The organism is Pseudomonas sp. TAE6080, from assembly GCF_018732265.1.
GTDB lineage: Bacteria > Pseudomonadota > Gammaproteobacteria > Pseudomonadales > Pseudomonadaceae > Aquipseudomonas > Aquipseudomonas brenneri.
This window is the reverse complement of sequence record NZ_JAHIDY010000010.1, coordinates 1-22,167: the sequence shown is the minus strand read 5'-3', so window position 1 is coordinate 22,167 and position 22,167 is coordinate 1. Positions and strand designations below refer to the sequence as shown.

Here is a 22,167-nt window from a genome sequence, read left to right as displayed (position 1 = left end):
CCACTCACAGATAAGAAAGGAACAGACTGTCGAGCAGCCGCGACCACCCGGAAACCAATACGAACAGCAGCAACTTGAGGGGCAGGGAAATGGTCATCGGCGAGACCATCTGCATGCCCAGGGCCAGCAGCAGGTTGGAGACAATCAGGTCGATGACGATGAACGGGATATAGATCAGGAAGCCGATCTCGAACCCGGCCTGCAATTGCGAAATCACATAAGCCGGAATCAGCAGCATGAGGTCGTCGCGGTGGGCGTTCTGCGCCATCTCCGGCGGCCACATGCGCGCCGTGTTTTCCACCAGGTGGGTGAGGATGTCCGGGTCGGTGTTGCGAGTCATGAACAGGCGCAGCGGCTGTATGGCCACAAGCCCCGTCTCCTGGAGGCGTTGCACGCTACTCAGGTCCACCGGTGCTTGCTCGATATTCTGGGCGATGGCATACCCCACCGGCGCCATGATAAACAGGGTCGCCGCCAGCGCGATGCCGTTCAGCGCCATACTGGGTGGCACTTGCTGCACGCCAATGGCGTTACGGGTGATCATCAGCACAATGATGATTTTCAAAAAGGCCGTGCACACGATCAACAGCATCGGCATCAATGCCAATGCGGCGATGAAAAGCGCCAGAATAAGAGGTTCAACCCCCTGGAATGTCATCGTGCGAAAATCACACGGGACAACTGCAAGCCCAGGCGTCCATCCATCTCGACCAACTGGCCCTGGCCAATCGGTCGATCGCCATAGTAGAGCCCTGCCATGCCGGGGGCGTAGCCCGAGATGCTCAACACCGCACCGGGGGCAAGATTGCGCAGTTCACCGAGGGTCAAGTTCAGCGTTCCACAGCGCACATTCAAGGCCATGCTCAACTCATCGAAAGGCTCATGGCCAAAAACATCTACCACAGGTTCATCAAGATCATGCTCTTCATACCCCGAGTAGTGTTGTGCTGAAAGATCCTCGTCCACAGACGTTTCCTCGATAGATATAAGTGTCAGGAGCACCGGCCCCGATTCATCGTCAATGCGCCCATGCAGGCGATGCTTTCCAATCCGTAACCGACCGCTGCCCTGCACGTCAAAAAAGGCCTGTTCCAGCATCACGACGTCGCCGGCGCGCAGGCTGCGAACCTGGCTCAGGGCTAGCTGCAAGCGTCCCAACGTCACGGCAACCGTCAGTTGAAACGAGGGTGGCAATGGCAAGGCTGTCGGTTGCCAGCGCCCCGCATCACACAGTCCCAACAAACTCTCGGGTGCCAGCAACAGGTACCCCACCACCCTGGAGGCTCCCAACGTCACCGTGAGCCGACAACCGAAATTCAGTTTTCCAGGGGATGCCCTTAACCGCAGGTAGCCAAACAGTGCTCGAACCTGAGGGCTCAAGTGGTGCTGAAACAGTTCCCAGAACCAGGAGTCCGGATCATTGCCTGCCTCTGCCAGCGTCACTGGGCACTCCCCCAGCAGGCTGAACATGGGCCCTGGCTCGCTGAAGGCCAACAGTCCACAGGCGCTTTCGAAGTACAGAGGGGCGGCGCTCCTGGGCGCACGCCCAGGCTCAAGCAGCAGTTCACCGTGCTGGTCTGCCACCTGAAACGGCATGCGCAAACCTCGCCCCAGACGCAGGCGTGCCGCAACCGTGGCACTTTTGACCAAAGGTATAGCGAGAGCAGGCATGATCATGCCGCGCCCACATGGACCAGATGCAGCTCGACAGGCTGGCCCAACACCTCGGCCAAACGCTCCTGGCTGCCTTGCCGCACGCCACCCAGCCAACGCGCGGCAAGCTCTTGCTCAGCCGCCAGCTCGATGTGCCACATACCCTGCTCACGGCGCACACTGGCGTTGATCCGCCCCAGGCGCGGCAGGTAAAGCACCGCCTGCAAAGGCCATTGCGCACTCCCGTGGATCCGGGGTGCCAATTGCGCCGTCATTGCCTCGATCATCAAGGTATCGGCTGACACCCCGGCTCCCGACGCAGAGGTGCCGTAGCCTGCACCCTCTGCATCGCTGTCCAGTAGTTGGGCAAATAACCGCCCCTGCTCCCAGGGCACAACACCCGACAATGCAGGCTCCTGTTCCGCTCGTGGCTCACGCGGGCGCGGGCGTTCAGGCTTGCTTGCTTGGACTTGGGTCATATCTCTTCCTGAACCTCTTCCTCGATCAACAAAACGGACAACTCCTGCAATTTCTCGACCTGGCGCAGGCATTGGCTCACCTGTTTCTGTGCACTGGCGATATGCACCACTTGCTGCTCCCTCTGGCCATGCAGTTCATGTAACTGCCCTTCTTCACGCCGGGTCCCGGCAGACAAACTGCGCTCCTGGGTACTCCAGGACTTGAGCTGCGACAGCGAGAGCACCTGCCCCTGGTGCTTATCCAACAGCTCCGCGGTTTGCTGGATTTCCAGCAAGCGGGTTTGTTCAAGCGCCTCTTGGGCCTGCTGGATCTGCGCCAGCAAGGCCTGCTGGTGCCGCTTGGCCTCACGCAACGCGCGCTCGGCACGGTCTGCCCGATGCCGACGCAGGCGCCGCAAGGTCTCGACTTCAGAAAGGGACATAGGTGGTCAGGCTCATCAGTTGGTCGAGTGTCATGGACATCGGCGCGGGCTCGCGCAAGTCCTGGCGCAGAAACCCATCCACCGCCTGGCGACTGTCCACCGCCAGGTCAGTCAGGGCATCGCTACCGGGTTGGTATTCCCCCAGTTTGAGCATCAATTCAATCTGCTGGTACGCCGATAACAAGCGGCGCAGTGCCGTGCCGGCCTGGATATGCGCAGGTTCGGCGACGTTGCTCAGAATCCGTGAAAGACTGGCCAGGACATCCACCGCAGGGTAATGGCCGCGCTCGGCCAATTTGCGCGACAAAACAATATGGCCATCCAGTAGCGAACGCACTTCATCGGCCACCGGATCACTCATGGAATCCTGCTCGATAAGCACGGTGTAGATCGCCGTGATCACCCCCTCGCGGGTCAAGCCGGCACGCTCCACCAGGCGCGGCAGCAAGCTGTACACCGAAGGCGGCAGACCGCCACGCCCCAGCGGTTCGCCAGCCGCCAGGCCGATTTCACGCTGGGCCCGGGCAAAACGGGTCAGGGAGTCGATCAGCAGCAATACCCGCTTGCCCTTGCGGCGATAGCCTTCGGCCAATGCCGTCGCGGTGAAAGCCGCACGGGCGCGCTCCATGCTTGAGCGGTCGGAAGTCGCGCATACCAGCACCGCCTTGGCCCGCAGTTGCTCATCCAATTCGTGATCGAGAAACTCACGCAACTCGCGGCCTCGCTCACCTATCAGGCCAAACACAATCACATCACAGTCAACGTTACGGGCGATCTCCGCAAGCAAGGTGGTCTTGCCACAGCCGGCCCCGGCAAACAGGCCAACGCGCTGGCCTTCGCCCAGGGTCAGCAGACCATCGATCGAACGTACCCCAGTGGCCAGTGCCCGGTGGATCCGGGGCCGCTCGGTGGGCAAGGGCGCCTCGCACAACACCAGGCTGGTATCCTCGGCGTGCGCCTCGACAAAGGCACTGGCCCCCTCTCCCGTGATCGGGCGCCCAAAGCCGTCCAGCACCTGGCCCAACAGGTCATCACTGACACGCACCCGGTGTGATACGCCCAACTGCTCGACACTGGCGCCCACCCGCACGCCTTCAAGATTGCCCAAGGCACTGAGCACCGCGTCCTGCTGATCGAAACCGATGATCTCAGCCAGCATGTAATCGCCGGTGGACTTTTCAACCTGGCACAAATCGCCGATACGCGCGTGAGGCAAACGGCATTGCAGCAACATGCCGTTGACGCGTTGGATACGTCCACGCACCGAGACCGGCGCAAAACTGGCCAGCGCCTGTGATCGGTCCTGCTGCCAGGCCTCCAGGCGTGCCTGCAAGTCGGCACTCACCAGCGCACCTCATAACGCTGTACGCCGTCGAACACCACCTTGGTATTGTCGATCAGGACTAGACGCAAGCCATCCACTTCATCCCCGACAAACAGCCGGCTGCCTTCATCCAGGACCACATGGCCATTGGGCCCGCCAACGATTTGCAAAATCTTGAACGGCAGCCCAGAGCTACGCTCTTTGACCCGGCTGATCACCGGCACAGGCGTATCGAACTGCTCGCCAAAACGACTGAGCATGCGCGACACCAGCCCCACCTCCTCTTGGGCAACATCCCCGTCGAGCGTCACCTGTCCATTGATCACCTGCAGGCGGATCCGATTTCCCAACTCACGCTCATTGAGCATTTTCAGCAGCTGTTGGCGGACTTCGTAGGGTGAGTCCAACTCGCTTTTCTGACTGTGCACCGGCATCAACGAAGCCTGGGCCTCGTGCTCTCCCGTCGAGGCCAGGCCCACCGCCATGATGATGGCCGCGACCACTACCACCAGGCTGATCAACCGTTTCTGTTGCGTCCCGGATATCGAGGACAACATCAGCGTCGGTACCGCTTCATTGACCGGCCGGACCGGTGGAGCAATGGGCGCGGCATCCGGGGATTGCGGCCAAGGCTGGTCGGCCAGGGTGATGCACAGTCGAATGCTGCCAATCGAAAAAGGCACGTCCAGTGCCAAGTCGGCAATCTGTGCCAGGAGCTGACCGTCATTGGCCCGCACCAACCCCTCTTGAGCCTGCACCGACCAGCGCTGCTCGATACACCGCAACACCACATGGCGCTCGGCAACCCCCTCGTCATACAGCGAAAGGTCGGCATCCGGATGCGCACCAATACTCCATTGCCCGCCAAACAACGGCAACGCCGCCCCCTGGCGCGAACCGTCCAGCACTCGTAGCTCAAACATCGCCGGGCCTCACTACTGCTACAACGACAGCGACCCGCTCAGGACTCTGCGCCAGAACCCAAAACGCCCTCATGCCACTTCCTCCCGATACAGATTCTCTTGAGCCAGATCGAAGCGCCCAAGCACCTTGACCTTGGACGAAGCACTCAGCTCGGCGAACGACAGGACCGGCACATGGTTGAACTCCTCCAACAGCAAGGTGCGCAAGGGGCTGCGCAAATCCTGCGCCACCAGCAATACGCTTTTGCTCTTGGGGCGCACGGCAAAGGCTTGCTTGAGCAGGCTGATCAGCGCCGCACTGCTTTCGTTATCCAAGGAAAAAAACACCCCCGTCTGGGTCTGGCGCAGGGCATCGCGCAACACGTTTTCGGTATGTGGTGACAGCAGCCAGGCATGCAGGCCGTCGACTTCGCTGTACTGGTGAAGAATCTGTGACTTGAGGGCAATGCGCGCATAGTCGGCCAGGGCATCCGGTTCACGCTCATGCTGGCCGTGCTCGATCAGTGCCTCGACAATCAACCGCACGGCCCGTAGTGGTACGCCTTCACCGGCCAGGCGCTGCAACACCGACGAAAACCGCGAAAGCGGCATGATCCGCTGCAGCTCCTGCACCAACTCCGGCTGGTTGAATTCCAGCCAACTGAGAATCGCCTTGCTCTCCTGGATCCCGAGGAACTGCGGGCCGCTGAGCAACATCGCCCGGGTCATCCGCTCCTGAAGCAAGCTGTACGCCGTCGAGCGCGCCAGGTGTTCATCGGCAAGCACGGGGTCTTCGGGCGAAAACCACACCCAGTCCTGTTCGTCGCGCTCGGCCAGGCCCCTGCTCCCGCTTTCAGGCTCGGCCGGCAGTGCCGCAAGCTCCACGCCAACCCAATGGCCGAGCGTGGCCTTCAGCATGGGCACTTCATGCACACAGAAGCGAAACTCATCGTCGGCCAACGCAGGCGCGAACTCGACTTCAAACGGCGGTAGCGTCAAGCCAATCTGGGTCACCAGGCTATTGCGGCTCTGGCGCACCCCGTGGATGACTTCCGACACCAGCGGGCTATCCTGCAGGGCCACCGGGAACTGCATCAGGTACGGCCGCGACGGATCAAAACCACGCAGGTCCTCCACCCCGTTCTGCTCTGGCGGGATGGTATCGGTGACGGGTTCCTGCGATTTCTCCTCACGCTGACGCTGGCGCATCAGGTAGTAACCCAGGCTGCCAGTCATCAGCGAAATAAGGATAAACACCACCGTGGGCATCCCCGGCAGCGCCGCGAAAGCGAGCATGCCCACCGACGCAATCATCCAGCTCTTGGGTTCGCTGGTCATCTGCCGGGCAATCTCGGCGCCCATGTTATTGCTGCCTTTGTTGCGGCCGGACGGGGCTACACGGGTGATGATCATGCCAGCCGTCAACGAGATCAGCAGGGCCGGAATCTGCGCGATCAGGCCATCACCAATAGTCAGTACCGAGTACAACGCCATCGAGTCGCCGGCACTCATGCCATGCTGGAACATGCCGGTGGCAAAACCACCGAGCAAGTTGATCACCACAATGATCAGCCCCGCGATGGCGTCCCCCTTGACGAACTTCATCGCCCCGTCCATGGCCCCGAACAACTGGCTTTCGCGCGACAGTTGCTCACGTTTGTCCCGGGCCTGGTTGCCATCGATCAGACCGGCGCGCAGGTCACTGTCGATGGACATCTGCTTGCCGGGCATTGCGTCCAGGCTAAAGCGCGCCGCCACTTCCGCGACCCGTTCCGAACCCTTGGTGATCACCAGGAAGTTGACCAGGGTCAGGATCATGAAGATCACCAAGCCCACCGCCAGATTGCCGCCCACCACAAAGTTGCCGAACGCCTCGACAATGTCACCGGCGTCCTGTTCCAGCAGGATCAGGCGCGTTGTTGCAATCGACAACGCCAGGCGAAACATCGTGGTCAACAGCAGAATCGACGGGAACGAGGAAAAGGCCAAAGGTCCCGGCAAGTACAACGCCAGCACGATCAACAGGCACGAAATACAAATATTGAGAGCAATCAGGATATCCACCAGCCAGGTGGGCAACGGCACGATAAAGATAAACACAATGGCCATGACTACCACCGCGCCCAGCACCTCGGCACGTTGTGCAACCTTCAACAGCACCGCGTTGATTGCCCGCAAGGCACTCATGCCCTGAATCCCGGCCAAGTGTGGGTGTGCCGCGAGCCTCGCTCCTGCGTAGCGTATTCAAACAGCACCTGCTTGTAGCTGTTCAGCGCCTCTTCGCGCCGCCTTGCATCACACCACCAGGCCAGGGGCAGAGCCTTGAGTTCCGGGAAAAAAGCGCTGAGGGAGCTCAACTGGTGAACCAGCTCATCTCCCCCCAAGTCCCGGGCCAGGTGCTTGATTTCGTGGGGCGTAAGACCGCTGGCCGCATACCCCAGCAAGCGTTGCAACAAACCCACCGGATCCAGGTGCAGCTCGGGGTACAAAAGAAGGGACTGCCCGATCAGCTCCTTGCAGCGCGCGAGCACGCCACTCAATCGACTGCAGTCGTTGAGGCCCAACAGCAGGGTACGCAGCTGACCCCGGTCGACCGACGAGGTCTGCGCAGCAATATCATCGGCCAGGGCCCGGCGGATCAGCTTCAACCCGGACGCAAAATCCCCCTCACCGAACAGCCCCAGCAACGACTGCATCAGGGTCGCCAGCGATTGGGTCGTGACCACGCTGGTGTAATACATGCTGCGTACAGCCTGACGCAGCTGCGGGTCATCACTGCCCGCCTGTAGCGCCAAAGCGGTGTTCAGGCCCGCCTGGATCTGCGGTTTGTAGTGGACCTCCAGGTCAGCCAGGGAACCGCGTGCCAGGGTCGCCTCTGCGGTACGCCCCTCGGCATCCGCCTGGAGCGCTACGTGCTTGAGCACCACATAGGCCCGCGCCGGGTCGTTGCCGGTGAGCTCCATCATCTTGCCGACGCCGGCACCGAGCAGCAATTGCACCCTGGCATTACGAGCGATGGTCGCCATTTTCGCCTGGGCCGGATGACCCAGTTGCTCATAGAGCTGAGTCAACTGCTCGGCTGCAGGTGCGCGCAAGCCCAGTGGGCGCTGGCCCAGCGCCTTCGCGTTGAGTTCAACCTCTTGGGTGAACAGCACACTGAGGTCGTCAACAACGGGGGGGTTTATCTGAGAAAGCGACCCACTTTCAATCCGGGCAGGTGCCGGTTGATTCAGGTGCGCGGGATTTTGCACATCAAGGTTGGGATCGACTTTCATGGGAGTGCCAGAACAAGAGATTCGTATCCTTGTGTGGCGGGAACACCCGATACGGTTCCATCTTCATCCTCGTCGCATGAATGATGAAAATACCGGCACAAACCCACGGTGCTTTGTGCAACCCATTGCAAAAAAAACACCTAAAACAAGATATTTCCTTATATTTTTCAAATAGATAGTGATTATTTTCGTTTGGCACAAGCGGTGCTAACAGGGTTCTCGTCGAAACCATTTCGACTGCTTATACCCTGAGGAAAAATCATGGATATCCCTATCAGTGTTTTAGTTAATCTTCCCCGTGACCCTAGCCAATCCATCCAGGATCTGTCCGACGACCATCACAAACGCCTGCGCAGGTTCATTCATAAGCGTGTGCTGAACCCGGAGGATGCGGACGATATCCTGCAACTGACCTATCTGGAGGCTTGGCGCAACCGACATCACTTCAGCGCACAGGCGTCACTGAGCACCTGGATGTGCGGGATCGCGCTGAATCTGATCCGCAATCACTTTCGCCGCCTCTATGCCAAGCCAGTGCATTGCGAGTTCGATGAGTCACTTTCCCACGGGCAGAACGAAGAGCTGGACCTGGCGCGCCAATTCGAGATCAACCGCCGGCTGGAAACCACCCTCAATGCGATCCAGCACCTGCCGCTGGAAATGCGCAATACCTTGTATGCCTCACTGGAAACCGACGGCAGCTACCAGGACACCGCCGATGCCCTGGCGATCCCGATTGGTACCGTCCGCTCACGCCTGTCCCGGGCACGGGAACAGCTGAAACGCGCGACAAAATCTCACCCGTTCCAGTAGGAGAGGATCGCCCAGGGATAGGGCCACCCTCCCGGCTGTCAGGCTTTTTTCGACCGTGGCAACAGAATCGCCAGCACCCCGAGCAGCGGCAGGAACGAGCACAGCGTGTACACGTATTCGATGCCGTGGATATCTGCCAGATAGCCCAGCAACGCCGCACCAATCCCGCCAAAACCGAACATCAGGCCAAAGAACACCCCGGCGATCATTCCTACGTTGCCTGGCACCAACTCCTGCGCGTACACCACAATCGCCGAGAACGCCGAGGCCAGGATAAAACCGATTACCACACTGAGCACGCTGGTCCAGAACAGGTCGACATGGGGCAGCAGCAGGGTGAATGGCGCAACGCCGAGGATCGAGAACCAGATCACCGCCTTACGGCCGATCTTGTCGCCGATCGGCCCGCCAAAGAACGTCCCCGCCGCCACCGCCCCAAGGAACAGGAACAGATGCAACTGGGAACTGGCCACCGACAGGTCGAACTTCTCGATCAGGTAAAAGGTGAAGTAACTGGTGAAGCTGGCCATGTAGAAGTATTTGGAAAACACCAACAGCCCCAGCACCACCAGCGCCCCCAGTACGCGGTTTTTCGACAGGCCATGGGTGGAGGCCTGGCCCTGCTTGAGCTTGAACAGGTTCAAATGGTTGCGGTACCAGCGGCTGATTGCATACAGCACTCCCAGGGCAAACACCGCGAACAAACCGAACCAGGCCACGTTGCCCTGGCCAAACGGAATGATGATCGCCGCCGCCAGCAACGGGCCAAATGCCGAACCTGCGTTGCCACCCACCTGGAAGGTCGACTGCGCCAGGCCATAGCGCCCACCGGACGCCAGGCGCGCCACGCGGGACGCCTCCGGGTGGAAGGTCGAGGAACCAATGCCGATCAACGCCGCCGCCAGCAGAATCAGCGGGAAACTGCCGACCTGGGACATCATCAGAATGCCGATCAGCGTACAGATCATCCCGCAGGGCAGCAGGAATGGCTTGGGATGGCGATCGGTGTAATACCCCACCCACGGCTGGAGCAACGAGGCCGTGAGCTGGAACGTCAGGGTAATCAGGCCGACCTGGGTAAAGGTCAGGCCATAACTTTCCTTGAGCATCGGATAGATCGACGGCAACACCGCCTGGATCAGGTCATTGATCAAGTGCGCCAGCGCCACGGCGCCGATGATCGACATGACCAAGGGGCTGGATTGCCCGGCGGCCGGTGTCGTAGCCACTGAAGGCTGGGAGTTGGTAAGAGCCATGAGGAACGTTTCCGTACAGCAGATGGATGCACAGGTGCAGGTGTGACAATGTGCCACTTTTGTGGGTAGGAAGGCTATCCCGTTAGGAGGCTAACGAGTAGGTGAATCGATGCAGCGGTCATGCCTTGTAAAGGGCCAGCAAGATGAATCCCTTTAATTTGAGGGACGTTTCCTAGAGAATCTTTCGGCCTTGTGCCTGGTGGGGTCGGTGGCTAGTCTTCGGTCCGTCGCTGGTTTTCAGTGATCGGGTTTAGCAGCCTGGACTCAATAGGCACACGCTTTACGCCCCAGTTTATGGTGGCTGTGCGTGGGGCACCTTCGGGTGCGCCGGTTTTCCTATTGACCGGTCTGCTAACCCGCGTACAGCCGCCACCTCTCGTTTAGCAGCGACGGTGACAGCTTCCTCAGGTCAATAGGAGCTACACCATGTTCAAGATTGTCCCCGACCCACCCCGTGACCAAGCCAAAGACCGCGCCGCCTTCAACCGCGCGCTCGACCACTACTTACCCACCGACCCGCCGCAACCGTCACCTCACGTCTATACCGTCAGCGACGACATCAGCTTCGAAGACGCCTTGCTCTACACCGCCGACCTGCTGCACAGCGCCTCGGCCACCGCCATGGACTGTGGCGAACACCTGCAAAGCGCCGAACGCGCCAAAGTCCTCGCCGTGTGGCACCTGCTGGAAATCGCCAAGGCCATGGTCGACCGCTCGATCACCTGCCTGCACCCGCGCGCAACCTAGTCCGCCGACGGTAGAACACCACAGACCCAATGTGGGAGCGGGCTTGCTCGCTCCCACACTCAGATCTTCGCGGCCTGGAGAACTGGGCAAACCCCCAGCCACTGGTCGCCTCACCCGGCGTTTTTGCTTAAACAGTTGATAGCGTAGATAAATTTTCAAAAAAAGCGCTTGACGCTTCTTCGTTCTGAGCGAATAATGCGCGCCACTTGGCTACATAGCTCAGTTGGTTAGAGCATAGCATTCATAATGCTGGGGTCCGGGGTTCAAGTCCCTGTGTAGCCACCAAGTACCGATTTATAGAGATCCAAGGATGTCTATAAATCACCTCAAGAAGCCCGCCTCGTGCGGGCTTTCTTGTATCTGGATGTCCAAGCTGATCCACCTACATCCTTCACATCTTGTATGCCTCCATGTATGCTTCAATAAAAATTGAACTGGAGGCATACACGGATGAAACGCAGCGATATTAAACGCCGTCCTCTCTCCGATACCGCACTAGTCAATCTCGCTCCCGAAGCGGGGGCCTACCGTGAGCTAGACAGCTCGGGGCTGTATTTCAGAGTAAAGCCTAACGGGCAGAAATCGTGGGAGTTGCGCTATAAGAAGCCCGACGGCAAATGGTCGTGGCTCGGGCTTGGCGGTTACCCAGAAGTCAGCGGCGCCCTTGCTCGGCAAAAAGCTGCCGAATTGAGATCGGATGCAGCAGAAGGCAAAAATCCGATAGCCGCTAAGAAAGCTAGAAAAGCTGCGGAGATAGCAGCAACAAACGAAACCTTTGAAGCCTTGGCTCGTGAATGGCATACGTCTCGCTTGGCTGGCTGGGATAGCGGCACAGCAAAAAGAGTCCTTGGAGCCTTGGAACGCCACGTGTTCCCTCTTGTCGGAAAACGTCCTTATGTCTCCATCATGTCGATGGAATGGATGGAGCTTTTGAGAGGGCTCGAACGTCAGGGAATCCTCGAGCAGATGAGTCGCGTGAGGGCTTACTGCAAAGACATCTACGACCTGGCTCGCGTAACCGGCAGGGCGATGAACAACCCCTTAGAGGGGGTTCATAAATTTCTGTCATCGGGAAAGGTCGAGAACTACGCCCATGTCTCCCTGGAAGAACTTCCCGCACTGCTCAGAGCAATACGATCATACCCACACGCCAGGGATGTCCAGCTTGGCCTCCAACTGCTTACTCTCATGGCTGTCCGCCCCAGCGAGCTTCGAGAGGCATACTGGGCTGAGTTCGACTTTGACAAACGGCTTTGGACCATCCCCGTTGAACGCAAAGGCCGTAAAAAAGGGCGTGAACACCTTGTACCACTCTGCAAGCAGGCACTAAGCGCTCTTACTGAACTACGGAAAATCACGGGAGCGTACCCATTGCTGTTCCCTGGTCGAAGTGATCGAACCAAGCCTCGCAGCGATACCGTTTTTCTGATGGCGCTAAGGCGCCTTGGTTACGAAGGACGACAGACCGGACATGGCTTCCGTCATATTGCAAGCACCGTACTCAACGAGCACGGTTTTCCAGCGGACCACATTGAAGCCCAGCTCAGTCACAAGCCGACAGGTGTCCGAGGGATCTATAACAAGGCTCAGTACCTGGAGCAACGTACGACGATGATGCAGTGGTACGCCGATCATCTTGACGGGCTTGAAACAGGAAATATCAGAGCCGTATAAAACTACGGCCTCTTAGCTTCTTGCCCAGTGAAGAGCGTCCGCAGAGCTTCCTGATAGGCTTAGCTTGAAGTCGACCATTTAGGTTGCGGGATGCCACAGCTTGGTGAGCACTTATCCAAATTGAGCTGAATGTCAGCTTTAATACTTTCACGCCGCCTACGAATTAGAGCTGTTGTTAACTCGTAATAGTAGACGGTAGCTGGAGCTGAGCATCGCAAATAGTGCTCCAGAAACCATCTCACGTGTTTTTCCCTCCAAGACCAGGGAGTCGCGCAACCCCAGCGTTCACGAATCGCCTCGTGCATCCTTTCTGCTTGCCTGATGTGCCGCTGCCGCGTGGCATGCGCACCTTTAAGCAGAGGGCTCAAAAACAACGCCATATCGAACTCGGACTTCATCGACGACCTCCGATGTAGGCACTCACCACGTCGATGCGGTTATGCCCCAATTCGTGGCTGATCTGCTGGCGTGCACGCTGATCGAGTGCTCGATCCTCTCGATGACAACGACCGCCATTGATGGGCGCGGAGAAGCTGGTCAGTTGCTCATAGCGCTCACAGGCGTAAGCCGCCCTTAGTTCATGAAAGCCTTTCAATCCATGTTCATGCAGGATGTCCCGTGCCGGTCGCACGATTGTCTGTAGGAAATCTTTGTAGCTTTCATCAGGTGTTAACAGATTCCGACTGCCCTTGGGTGAAGCCTCGCTGGCCCTGTCGAGGGCGCCACGAACTTGATCCGTGACCGCAATCCAACGCGGTGCCGATGCGCCTGATCGACCGCCTTTGGTGCCGTCCTGGATATTGATCTTGCCCAGTTGCCGAGCCTCACGTTGCAGCCGGGGCAAGTCCGCCAAGATCGCTTCACGCAGACGCATGCCGGTCTCCCGAGCAAGGAGCACAATGGCACTCACCCTCGATTGCTGGCCTCGCTCTGACAACGCCTGTGCGATCAACTCGACCTGGACACGGTCTTGGCCTTGCGGGGCCTCACTACGCACACCTGAGCGCTGCAAGCCAATCGCCTTGCTCGGACTGGGGATTTTGACGTACTGATCACCGCGCAGCGCGGCCATCGTTCGGTTCACGCTGGACAGTCGGTTCTGCGCGGTGGCAATGCCGACGTTGCCCTGATCAACCTGCTCCCGCACGTGAACGGCGTACCGCATGAGGATGTCGCGGTCTATCTGGCGCGCGTCGTTGACCCTCGGTCCTTCATCGGATCGACACCAACGCACGAACGCCTGCCAGCGATCACTATGTGTAACGGCTTGCAAACGAAAACGTCCCGACCTGCAATCAATACGATTTTCGACCGGAATTAACTGCGACTGACCGGCCCGGCAAACCAGTATTAGCTGCGAATGAACCTGCATTTATCCGCGCTGACCTGCATTCCATGGCTACCAACCAGCATTAATTGCAAATGACGGGGCTTATAGGTAGTGAATCGATTGCCTCGTTAGAGCGCATGTCTGCTTGGCATGCGGGAACATCTAGTCTCTTCCGCCCACGAGCCAGATCATTCCAGGCAAACACATGGGGCCTACAGCTTTGAGGCCCACTACGCTATGTGCGGGCTCGGTCTCGCCCAAAGGGTTCGGTCAACTGACCAAGGTAACCCTTGGGATAGTCCCTCTCACGCAAGCCGACATTGGCGTCGCCCTGCTTTCCTGTACTGTCGTAGAACGTCCCGAATAGCCGATCCCACACCATCAGAAATTCGCCGCAGTTCACCTGGGCATCTTCGAAGTCGCGCTTGTGGTGCCAACGATGAATTTCAGCCACCCCGATGACATGGCGCAGCCAACCCAGCCGGTAATCCAGGTTCGAGTGCTGAAAGCCCAAGTGAACGGTCAGAATGCCGAACCAGGTGGCAACCACTGCCGAAGGCGCGCCGGATGCAAACAGCAGCACCAATCCCGGGCCAGCCATGAGCATCGCATGTAGGGGATGCCGGCGCTCCCCATTCATCCAGTACAAGCGCTCGGCGCTGTGGTGAATCATGTGAAAACGCCACAGCCAGGGTACGTGGTGGCTGATGCGGTGCATGGCATACAGGCTCAGATCGAGCACGACGGCGACCAGCAGCAGCTGAACCCAAAGTGGACTCTCGACTGGGAAGAGACGAACTGTAGCCGGCACTGCATCGCCCAGCCTGGCCAGGATTTCGGCGGTGAACTGGATGACGGAAAGATTCACCAGCATATGCACCAGGTCGGTCAGGGTGTCCTGGTGATCCTCCAGCCAGCCCTCCCGGAAAGGCTGGATACGCTCCAGCCCCGCGACGGCCAATAGACCGACTGCGGCTACCAAGGGTGTGCTGGGCCAGTACGGCACCCCGGCGTACAAGGCCCAGACCATGAAGGCGGCGCTGCCACCAAACACGAGCGGATAGCTCAACCAGCGTAGGGCGAATCGAAGAGAAGTGGACATCGCTCAGCTCCTATGTAGAGAGCCTTCACGGTAGGTGCAGAGGACGACGTTCGACTTGAACGAAAGAGCTATGACTTCTGGAGATCGACCGCAGCCAGGGCGGAGGACGGATCGATGCCCAGCAGCGCCCTGAATGTCCGGGAGAAATGCGCCGAGTCGGAAAAACCTGCCGCATGCGCGGCTTCGGTCAGCCGTCCCCCTTTGGCCAGGTGTTGCAGGGCTTGGGTGAGGCGCAGCCATTTGACATAGCTGCGCAACGGCAGGCCGGTTTGCTCCACGAACCAATGGGAAAAACGCGTGGGTGACAAATGCACCAACGCGGCCATTGCCTCACGCCCCATTTGGCCTTCGCGCAGCGCTGCGGTGACCTTGGTCAAGCGCGGATCAGGGATTGGTGGATCGGCAAGCCGCAACAGCCGACGTACCTGCGCCTGCAACTGGACAGGCGAATGCCCCGACGCCCTCAGTGCCTCGACCATCGCAGCAATATCGGCCGCTACGATCTCCATCAGCCTCACGGCTCCGCTCACCCGCAAGGCACGCGCCTCATCGGACAGCACATCCAGGTAGATCGACAGGACATGCCCAGCACTGAGCCGGTGCTTCAAGCCTGCCGGAATCAAGATGGCAGCCCCAGATTGCCCACCCAACGGCGTTTCAACCGTTATCGCGGCGTCGAGCCCCACTGCAATTTGATGTGCTTGATGATGGTGCCAATCCTGGTGGGCGGCATGGCCGAGAAAGACGCCGATACCGGGGCCGACCCAGGCATGGCCTGACCAGCGAGCCACTTCTGCGGCATCCGAGCTTCGCATTATCTGCCCCGGTCCAGTTCCGCGCTTGGACTCAGCACACTGCTCAGGAGCAACATGGCGGCACCGCCCACGATGCCGATGTCCGCCAAGTTGAATGCAGGCCAATGCCAGGATTGCCAGAAAAAATCCAGATAGTCGATCACATGGCCTCGGAAGCTGCGATCGATCAGATTCCCCACTGCCCCTCCCAGTATGAGGCTATAGCCCAGCGCTTCGAGCTTGGCCCTGGGCTTACGCAAGAGCAACGCGAGCCCAATCGAAACAACCAGTGCGAGGAGAATGAAGAAGTAGCGCTGCCAACCGCCCGCGTCAGCTAGGAAGCTGAACGCTGCGCCGGTATTCCAGAAATGGACCAGATTGAAGACTGGGGTCAGAGGAACCACGGCGCCGACCGAGAGCGAACCCTCAATTACATATTTGATCGCCTGGTCGGCCAGGGCAACGGCTAGCGATAGCGTCCACCAGAGCCCGGGAGTGATACGGTGCGCCATTCCAAGTGGCGATTTCATTGTTTCGCTCCCTGAAACAGTCGCTGCAATCCGGGTGAGACGGGCATCGGCGCGAATGCACTGATCCTCGCGCGTCCGGTATTGCCGAGCGGTACCCAGATCTTCGAGAACAACACGGCAGCGATGATCCGTGGTGCTTGGCCGAACATTTCCCGGTAGTCGCGCAACTGCCAGCCAGCCCTTAGCATCAACCAATGGCTCCGCGCATGCAGGACGGGCATGTGCTGGCTCAAGATGTGGGCGCGCTCGAGCCAGGGGAATGCCTCGGTTGGCGCCTTTTCACGGAGTGCTGTCCTTGCCTGGAAAAAGGCTTCATCGATGGCATTGCGGAGGGCGGTATTCATCTGGAACTCACTTGCGCAGCAGTTGGAAGGCCATGATTCTGGGCCGATCGTGCAAGTGAACACCCTGTAGCCGCTATAGGGTCAAGCTCTACGCTTTGAGCAGAAGCGAATGGCACTTTTCTAGCGCGCCTTATGGAAGCCGTTTGCCTCCCTCCACTAGACCCGAAAGTATTCCGCAGTCCAGGCTTTGTCGTTCGTCATCGCAGCAGCTGCGTAACGTCACCAACTGGTTTTCCAGGGCTTGCAAGGATGCGATCTGGGCCCTGACCTGGGCGATATGGCTATCAAGCAGCGTATTGACCGCCGCGCACGGTTGCTGCGGCTGTGCTTGAACGCTCTGCAAAACACCAATTTCGTCCAACGACATGCCAAAGGACCGGCAACGGCGGATGAACAGCAGTTTCTCCACATGATCCGCTTCGTAGGCTCGGTAGCCATTTGCCTGGCGATTGGGCGATGCAAGCAGGCCCTGGCGCTCATAGAAACGAATGGTCTGAATGTCCGCTCCCGTCAGCTGTGCAAGTTGACCAATGCGCATAGGCTGCTCCTCGATAAACAGCCAGTATATCCAGGCTTGACCCTATACCTGCTATATGGTTTTCAATTGCCAGAATTGAACCTGATAGGAGAGGCGGATCATGAGCTCGTGTGAAAAATCCTGTGGCTGCGGTTCAGTGTCAGCGCCTGCTGAAGCAGCGAGCGCGCCCTCGACCGAAGGAGCCTGGGTCAGCCATTTTTCTGTACCCAAGATGGATTGCCCTTCGGAAGAGCGAATGATTCGGCTCGCGCTGAATAGCTTGCCTGAGCTTCGTTCGTTGTCCTTTGATCTGAGCAGCAGGCAGGTACTCGCTTTCCATGACGGGGCGGTTGACCCAATCACTACCAAGCTGGAGTCCCTGGGTCTAGGGGCAGCGCTACTGGGGACTCAACCAGCTAGTCAGGAAGCAGCCTCGACCAATCGCGCTGATGAGGAATTAGCGGCGTCGAAAGAGGCGAGCACCCTGAAAATTTTGCTCGGCATCAACGCTGCCATGTTTGTTATCGAGATGGGCGCAGGGTTGATCGCTCAGTCGACGGGCCTTATTGCCGACTCGCTGGACATGTTTGCGGATGCTGCCGTCTATGGCTTGGCTCTCTTTGCCGTCGGCCGCAGTGCACAGCTGCAAGTTCGCGCTGCGCACCTGGCGGGTTTCTTTCAGATCCTGTTGGCACTGGGCGTACTCGTGGAGGTGGCTAGACGCTTCCACTATGGCAGCGAACCTGAGTCGATGCTGATGATGGGGATTGGCTTAGTTGCACTCGTCGCAAACGCCAGCTGTCTCTTGATGATCTATGGCCATCGCGAAGGCGGTGCACACATGAAAGCGAGCTGGATTTTTTCGGCCAACGATGTGCTCGCGAACATTGGCGTTATCGTCGCCGGCGCGCTGGTTGCGTGGACGGGCTCTCCCTACCCAGACTTGGTGATTGGTACGGTCGTTGGCCTCATCGTATTGAACGGTGCGCGCCGAATCCTGGCATTGAAAGCCTGACCAACCGATCCTGTATTCCATCGCGATGGGCTCACTTTCTACAAGTGAACATCAATGGTACGGACAGTCCAATAAACCTTCGTTTGATAGACGCCTCTGGCGAGGTGTGCTGGGTGCACTCCTGGAAGGATTGAGCTACAATGTAGCTCATCAATCTGGAGGATCAAACCATGTCCGCAAATGCTGTAGTCCGTGCCCGTATCGACGAGCACATCAAGGAAGAGGCGACCGTCGTGCTGGCAGCGATGGGACTCACCGTGTCTGACGCCTTCCGCATCATGTTGACCCGAGTCGCCCGCGAGAAAGCCTTGCCGTTCGAGCCGCTGATTCCGAACGCCACCACCATCGAGGCGATGAAGGAAGCGCGCCGTGGCGGCTTGAAGTCGTTCGCTTCCGTCGAGGATCTGATGGCGGATCTGAATGCGGACGATTGAACAGACCAGCCGGTTCAAACGCGATTATAAACGCGAAGCCAAAGGCCCGCATCGTCAGACGCTGGCGAGCGATTTCATTGCCGTCGTCACAGCCCTGGCGAATAACCAGCCTCTGGCCGAGAAGCACCGTGACCACGCCCTCACCGGCGACTGGAAAGACCACCGGGACTGTCACATCAAGCCCGACCTGGTGTTGATTTACCGCAAGCCGGATGACGCCGTGCTGCAACTCGTGCGTCTCGGATCGCATAGCGAGCTTGGCCTGTAACGCCGGGGTCTGCCCAGGACAAGGAAAGAAGCTACATGACAATCAGCATCACCGACGACGATTGGAACGAACTGACTCCCGAGAGTTTCGATACCACCGCACTGCTGCGGGCAGTCGATGCCGTGGACGAGCTGCGCGGCGATTGAGTGACAACGCAGACGGCGGGCCTCCGCAACTGCGCACCGACCTGTTGAAGCTGCATCAACTGGCGATGAGGTGATCCAGGTGCGGATTCGAGAGCACGTCATCGCCACCAATGACATGCGTCTGTTCGGTCTGCACCTACTGGGGCAGGCGTCGCTGCGCATGGAGCAAGCGCTGTGGCCAGAAGAATATGAGCGGATGACCCGCGAGGTCGAAGAAGCTCTCCGTGAGGCCGACGACCCCAACGCCAAGTCGTACACCCACGAGAAGTCATGCAGGCGATGCAGGAACGAATCGACCAAGCACGAGACAAGCCATGTTGATCGGCCCTGCCCCAACTCCCTCGAACTCGGATGAGTCGGACCTAGCAACGTGGTGACACCGATCATCTAGGGCCGGAGCAGAGCCTGTGTCAGCCCGCGAGGCGGTGCGTCACTTCGCTGAGCTGGGCCGACAGCGTATGCAGGTTCTGGCTGGCTGCCTCGGTACGCTCGACATTGTCCTGGTTGGTGGTGGCGATGGCGGTAATTTCGGTCAGATTGCGCGAGATATCTTCCGCCACGGACGTCTGCTCTTCGGCAGCGGTAGCGATCTGACGGTTCATGTCGCGGATCGCTTCGACTTCTTGGGTGATGCGCTGAAGCATGCTGCCCGCTTCCGTAACCTGTTCGACACCTTCGTTGCTGCGGGTTTGTCCATTTTCAATCGCACGCACCGCATCCACCGCGCCGGTCTGCACCGTGTCGATAATCTGATGAATTTCAGCGGTGGAGTCGGCGGTGCGCCTGGCCAGCGTGCGCACCTCGTCGGCAACGACGGCAAACCCGCGTCCGGCATCGCCCGCGCGGGCGGCTTCGATGGCTGCGTTTAGCGCCAGCAGATTGGTCTGGTCGGCGATGCCGCGAATAACTTCCAGCACCTTGCCAATGCGACCGCTATCGGTCTCCAGACGGCGTATTACCTCGGCGGTGTTGCTGATCTCGCCGCGCATGTGGGTAATGGTCTGGATAGTCGAACGCATCATGGTCTCACCCTGCTGCGCCGAATGATCGGCCGCATCCGCTGCACGCGCGGCTTCGGCGGCGTGACGGGCGACTTCCTGCGCCGTAGCGGACATTTCATGCATGGCGGTAGCGACCTGATCGGTGCGCGAGAACTGCTCGCGAGTGCCTTGGCCCATCAGTGCGGCGATGGCGCTCAATTCACCACTGGCGCTGTCCAGGTCCGAGGTGTTGCGTTGCAGGAGGGTGAACGTATCGGCAAGGAAGTCACGCAGGATATTCGCGGCAACTGCCAGACGTCCCAATTCGTCAGCACGGGACGCATCGACGCGCTGTGCAAAGTCGCCCTGGCTGAGCTTGGCGATGTGGTCGATCAGGTGACGGATGGGGGCGATCAGATTGCGGTTTACCAACCATAGGCTGAGCAAGGCGATGAAAACGCCAGCGGCTAGCATTACCAACGAGCCGACGACTATTTTACGATCTGCGGCTTCGCTGATGGTTTCCGAACGATGCAGCGCCGAATCGCGCTGCTGGATGACCAAACCACTGAGCTGTTCGCTGGTGGCACGGTCGATGCCTTGAACCGCCTCGTCGCCGGCGAATGGATCGTTTCCGCCGGCGATGTAGGCCGCACGGCCCGCGCGGTAGGCGGCGCCGAGGCGCCGGTGCTCCTCGTGCAGGTCGCGGAGCTGCTTTGACAGGGCAGGGTTGTGCTCGCTTCGCTCAACGAGTCTGCCCAGGATGTCCTGGACCTTTCGTTCCTGGTTCTCGAAGCTTTGCCAGTACTTGCTCAAGGCTTCAGGTGATTTGCCACGCAGCAAGACGTTCTTCCACTCCTGCACCTGCACTTTGAATTCCACGTTGGCTTCGTCGATCAGGCGCGACGTTTCGATCGGACCCTTGAGTAGTTGTTGATACTTGGAAATGTCATCCGACAAGAAGGAAAAACTGGCGAAGGCGATCAGCAATATCACCAACAGGCTGCCGCCGATCAGTGTGAGCAGCTGAGCGCGCAGGGATTTTTTCAAGAGCATCTGGGCGGTCTCGTATCGAAAGGGGGGCGCTTGAGTCATACGCAAGATTGAGCGAGCGGTCAGCCAAATGACCGTTCGTTCGCCCCCTTATGTCGGCGTACCGCTGCGATACTTGAACGCTTTCAGACCAGACGCAGATGGTTGTCCCAGAGCCCTGCCGGCAATTGCAGCGCGGTGCTGACGAAGCCCCCGCTGGCGGGGTCGACCGTTAGGACAAGATGTCCGATCCGCGCTCATCGAAGCCTCCGCGCCTGGCCGGGGCACTTCTACCCGTGTGTTCGCGCAGTTGCGACAGCCAACCCGCAGGGAGTTTTTGCGGTTCATCCGCGTGGCTTGAGGAGACCAAGTTTCCGTCGCGGTCAAATAAGCTCATGCGCTTGAAAACCGGGTCCTCGGCGAGCATTCGCGCGGCTCGTCTCTGGTTTGGCCTTAAGCTACCGGCGCCCCTATCTGCCTGGTCTACACTCTTTACTATACCGAACGACGAATGTCAGATCGAGCGCTCGGCGATCGGGAATATTTTTCGCCAAGCAAGGGCTACGCATGTCGCGAGATTCCAGCGCCTACGACTGGTGTTTAGAGTCGGCCAATACTCCTGTCCGGCCGGTCAGCCATGCGTCCTTGAGTCGTCGTGAATCCTGGCGGGATCGGACCTGGGCCCACAACCGTTCCCACCGAACATTTTCCCCGCCGGCGAGCGGCTTTCTCGCGCAACAAATTGTTCGGAGCTCAAGGTCCTTCTCTACGTTTCGGCTGCATTGGCAGTGCGTTCGGCCCTCACCCGCCGATCGGCTCACAACAAGGACGCGATGGGCGCGACCATGAATCCGAAAGGAGAACACCATGGCCATCATCGGCATCTTTACCACCTCTAAAGACGGGGCTAGTTGCAGTTAATGTGAGTAGGGAACGATGGAATGCAAGCCGGCGCGGCTGAATGCAAGCTCGCTCGCAAATAATCTGAGCCAGACGGCTCCGTCAGTCGCAGTTAATCTGAGCCGGAAATTGCGCTGATTGCGAGCACGGCCGTTTTCGATTGCAAGCCGGTACAGCTACCTGCTCACCCGGAGCGAAGGCACCATCGGCGAGCTTGCACATCTGCTGGT

At 59.1% G+C, this 22,167-nt stretch carries 22 protein-coding genes, 1 tRNA gene and 3 pseudogenes; 8 read left to right on the top strand and 18 right to left on the bottom strand.

Translation table 11 applies throughout. The features are described from left to right. Positions 1-4 precede the first annotated feature (4 nt). The 8 genes from sctR to sctW form a co-directional block, all read right to left on the bottom strand. Entirely contained in the window at positions 5-658 is a 654-nt protein-coding gene (sctR, locus tag KL786_RS09685; RefSeq protein WP_032857804.1) for a type III secretion system export apparatus subunit SctR, read from the bottom strand. Next, complete coding sequence (locus tag KL786_RS09680; protein ID WP_215517462.1) at positions 655-1,677, bottom strand: FliM/FliN family flagellar motor switch protein; 1,023 nt, start codon at positions 1,675-1,677, stop codon at positions 655-657. Before KL786_RS09680 ends, sctR begins: the two co-directional genes overlap by 4 nt. Next, positions 1,674-2,132, bottom strand: a complete 459-nt coding sequence (locus tag KL786_RS09675) for a type III secretion system HrpP C-terminal domain-containing protein (protein WP_215517461.1) — start codon at positions 2,130-2,132, stop codon at positions 1,674-1,676. Before KL786_RS09675 ends, KL786_RS09680 begins: the two co-directional genes overlap by 4 nt. Further along, complete coding sequence (gene sctO / locus KL786_RS09670) at positions 2,129-2,554, bottom strand: type III secretion system stalk subunit SctO (protein WP_215517460.1); 426 nt, start codon at positions 2,552-2,554, stop codon at positions 2,129-2,131. Before sctO ends, KL786_RS09675 begins: the two co-directional genes overlap by 4 nt. Then, positions 2,541-3,899: a FliI/YscN family ATPase gene (locus tag KL786_RS09665; protein ID WP_215517459.1), complete on the bottom strand. Its 1,359-nt coding sequence runs from the start codon at positions 3,897-3,899 to the stop codon at positions 2,541-2,543. The genes sctO and KL786_RS09665 overlap by 14 nt, the downstream gene beginning before the upstream one ends. Beyond that, positions 3,896-4,801, bottom strand: a complete 906-nt coding sequence (locus tag KL786_RS09660) for an FHA domain-containing protein (protein WP_215517458.1) — start codon at positions 4,799-4,801, stop codon at positions 3,896-3,898. The genes KL786_RS09665 and KL786_RS09660 overlap by 4 nt, the downstream gene beginning before the upstream one ends. Before the next feature lie 69 nt (positions 4,802-4,870). Further along, complete coding sequence (gene sctV, locus KL786_RS09655) at positions 4,871-6,967, bottom strand: type III secretion system export apparatus subunit SctV (protein ID WP_215517457.1); 2,097 nt, start codon at positions 6,965-6,967, stop codon at positions 4,871-4,873. Next, positions 6,964-7,935 (bottom strand): type III secretion system gatekeeper subunit SctW, encoded by a 972-nt coding sequence (gene sctW, locus KL786_RS09650; protein ID WP_353844655.1) that lies wholly within the window; start codon positions 7,933-7,935, stop codon positions 6,964-6,966. The genes sctV and sctW overlap by 4 nt, the downstream gene beginning before the upstream one ends. Before the next feature lie 381 nt (positions 7,936-8,316). Here sctW and KL786_RS09645 point away from each other — a divergent pair, with 381 nt between their 5' ends. Beyond that, positions 8,317-8,868, top strand: coding sequence for an RNA polymerase sigma factor (locus tag KL786_RS09645; RefSeq protein ID WP_215517455.1), 552 nt, complete (start codon positions 8,317-8,319; stop codon positions 8,866-8,868). A gap of 38 nt (positions 8,869-8,906) precedes the next feature. Here KL786_RS09645 and KL786_RS09640 read toward each other — a convergent pair whose 3' ends face one another. Next, positions 8,907-10,124: an MFS transporter gene (locus KL786_RS09640; RefSeq protein WP_215517454.1), complete on the bottom strand. Its 1,218-nt coding sequence runs from the start codon at positions 10,122-10,124 to the stop codon at positions 8,907-8,909. Between the two features lie 426 nt (positions 10,125-10,550). Between KL786_RS09640 and KL786_RS09635 the strand changes: the two genes are divergently transcribed. The 3 genes from KL786_RS09635 (at position 10,551) to KL786_RS09625 (ending at position 12,545) form a co-directional block, all read left to right on the top strand. Further along, entirely contained in the window at positions 10,551-10,871 is a 321-nt protein-coding gene (locus tag KL786_RS09635; protein WP_065944320.1) for a DUF6124 family protein, read from the top strand. A gap of 208 nt (positions 10,872-11,079) precedes the next feature. Continuing rightward, a tRNA-Met gene (locus KL786_RS09630) sits at positions 11,080-11,156 on the top strand. Between the two features lie 165 nt (positions 11,157-11,321). Continuing rightward, on the top strand, positions 11,322-12,545 hold the full coding sequence (locus KL786_RS09625) for a tyrosine-type recombinase/integrase (protein WP_060765846.1): 1,224 nt from the start codon (positions 11,322-11,324) through the stop codon (positions 12,543-12,545). A 149-nt stretch (positions 12,546-12,694) separates the two neighbouring features. On the opposite strand, the pseudogene KL786_RS29520 reads toward KL786_RS09625, so the two are convergent. The 7 genes and pseudogenes from KL786_RS29520 to cadR all read right to left on the bottom strand — a co-directional run. Next, positions 12,695-12,943: pseudogene (locus KL786_RS29520) on the bottom strand (hypothetical protein); the annotation flags it as partial. Further along, positions 12,940-13,803: pseudogene (locus KL786_RS09620) on the bottom strand (integrase domain-containing protein); the annotation flags it as partial. The pseudogenes KL786_RS09620 and KL786_RS29520, both read right to left, overlap by 4 nt. A 307-nt stretch (positions 13,804-14,110) precedes the next feature. Continuing rightward, positions 14,111-14,977 carry a sterol desaturase family protein gene (locus KL786_RS09615; protein WP_024015049.1) on the bottom strand — a complete coding sequence of 289 codons (867 nt, stop codon included), beginning with the start codon at positions 14,975-14,977 and terminating at the stop codon, positions 14,111-14,113. 68 nt (positions 14,978-15,045) lie between these two features. Continuing rightward, positions 15,046-15,792 carry a helix-turn-helix transcriptional regulator gene (locus KL786_RS09610; RefSeq protein ID WP_024015048.1) on the bottom strand — a complete coding sequence of 249 codons (747 nt, stop codon included), beginning with the start codon at positions 15,790-15,792 and terminating at the stop codon, positions 15,046-15,048. Further along, positions 15,792-16,301, bottom strand: a complete 510-nt coding sequence (gene lspA / locus KL786_RS09605; RefSeq protein WP_003452327.1) for a signal peptidase II — start codon at positions 16,299-16,301, stop codon at positions 15,792-15,794. Before lspA ends, KL786_RS09610 begins: the two co-directional genes overlap by 1 nt. Continuing rightward, positions 16,298-16,645, bottom strand: a complete 348-nt coding sequence (locus tag KL786_RS09600; protein ID WP_024015047.1) for a DUF3703 domain-containing protein — start codon at positions 16,643-16,645, stop codon at positions 16,298-16,300. Before KL786_RS09600 ends, lspA begins: the two co-directional genes overlap by 4 nt. 130 nt (positions 16,646-16,775) lie before the next feature. Next, the gene (cadR, locus tag KL786_RS09595) at positions 16,776-17,183 is read right to left on the bottom strand and encodes a Cd(II)/Pb(II)-responsive transcriptional regulator (RefSeq protein WP_024015046.1); all 408 of its coding nucleotides are present in this window, start codon (positions 17,181-17,183) and stop codon (positions 16,776-16,778) included. A 100-nt stretch (positions 17,184-17,283) separates the two neighbouring features. On the opposite strand from cadR, the gene KL786_RS09590 reads away from it, so the two are divergent. The 4 genes from KL786_RS09590 (at position 17,284) to KL786_RS09570 (ending at position 19,380) form a co-directional block, all read left to right on the top strand. After that, positions 17,284-18,177, top strand: coding sequence for a cation efflux transmembrane domain-containing protein (locus KL786_RS09590; protein ID WP_033902376.1), 894 nt, complete (start codon positions 17,284-17,286; stop codon positions 18,175-18,177). A 170-nt stretch (positions 18,178-18,347) separates the two neighbouring features. Beyond that, the gene (locus KL786_RS09585; RefSeq protein WP_020303033.1) at positions 18,348-18,611 is read left to right on the top strand and encodes a type II toxin-antitoxin system RelB/DinJ family antitoxin; all 264 of its coding nucleotides are present in this window, start codon (positions 18,348-18,350) and stop codon (positions 18,609-18,611) included. Next, the gene (locus tag KL786_RS09580; RefSeq protein WP_011282522.1) at positions 18,598-18,879 is read left to right on the top strand and encodes a type II toxin-antitoxin system YafQ family toxin; all 282 of its coding nucleotides are present in this window, start codon (positions 18,598-18,600) and stop codon (positions 18,877-18,879) included. The genes KL786_RS09585 and KL786_RS09580 overlap by 14 nt, the downstream gene beginning before the upstream one ends. A 216-nt stretch (positions 18,880-19,095) precedes the next feature. After that, positions 19,096-19,380 carry a hypothetical protein gene (locus KL786_RS09570; protein ID WP_425311902.1) on the top strand — a complete coding sequence of 95 codons (285 nt, stop codon included), beginning with the start codon at positions 19,096-19,098 and terminating at the stop codon, positions 19,378-19,380. A gap of 55 nt (positions 19,381-19,435) precedes the next feature. Here KL786_RS09570 and KL786_RS30090 read toward each other — a convergent pair whose 3' ends face one another. Together KL786_RS30090 and KL786_RS30085 are read right to left on the bottom strand one after the other, a co-directional pair. After that, positions 19,436-20,140 (bottom strand): methyl-accepting chemotaxis protein, encoded by a 705-nt coding sequence (locus tag KL786_RS30090; protein ID WP_370588167.1) that lies wholly within the window; start codon positions 20,138-20,140, stop codon positions 19,436-19,438. 228 nt (positions 20,141-20,368) lie between these two features. After that, positions 20,369-20,479, bottom strand: a pseudogene (locus KL786_RS30085) (hypothetical protein); the annotation flags it as partial. Positions 20,480-22,167 lie beyond the last annotated feature (1,688 nt).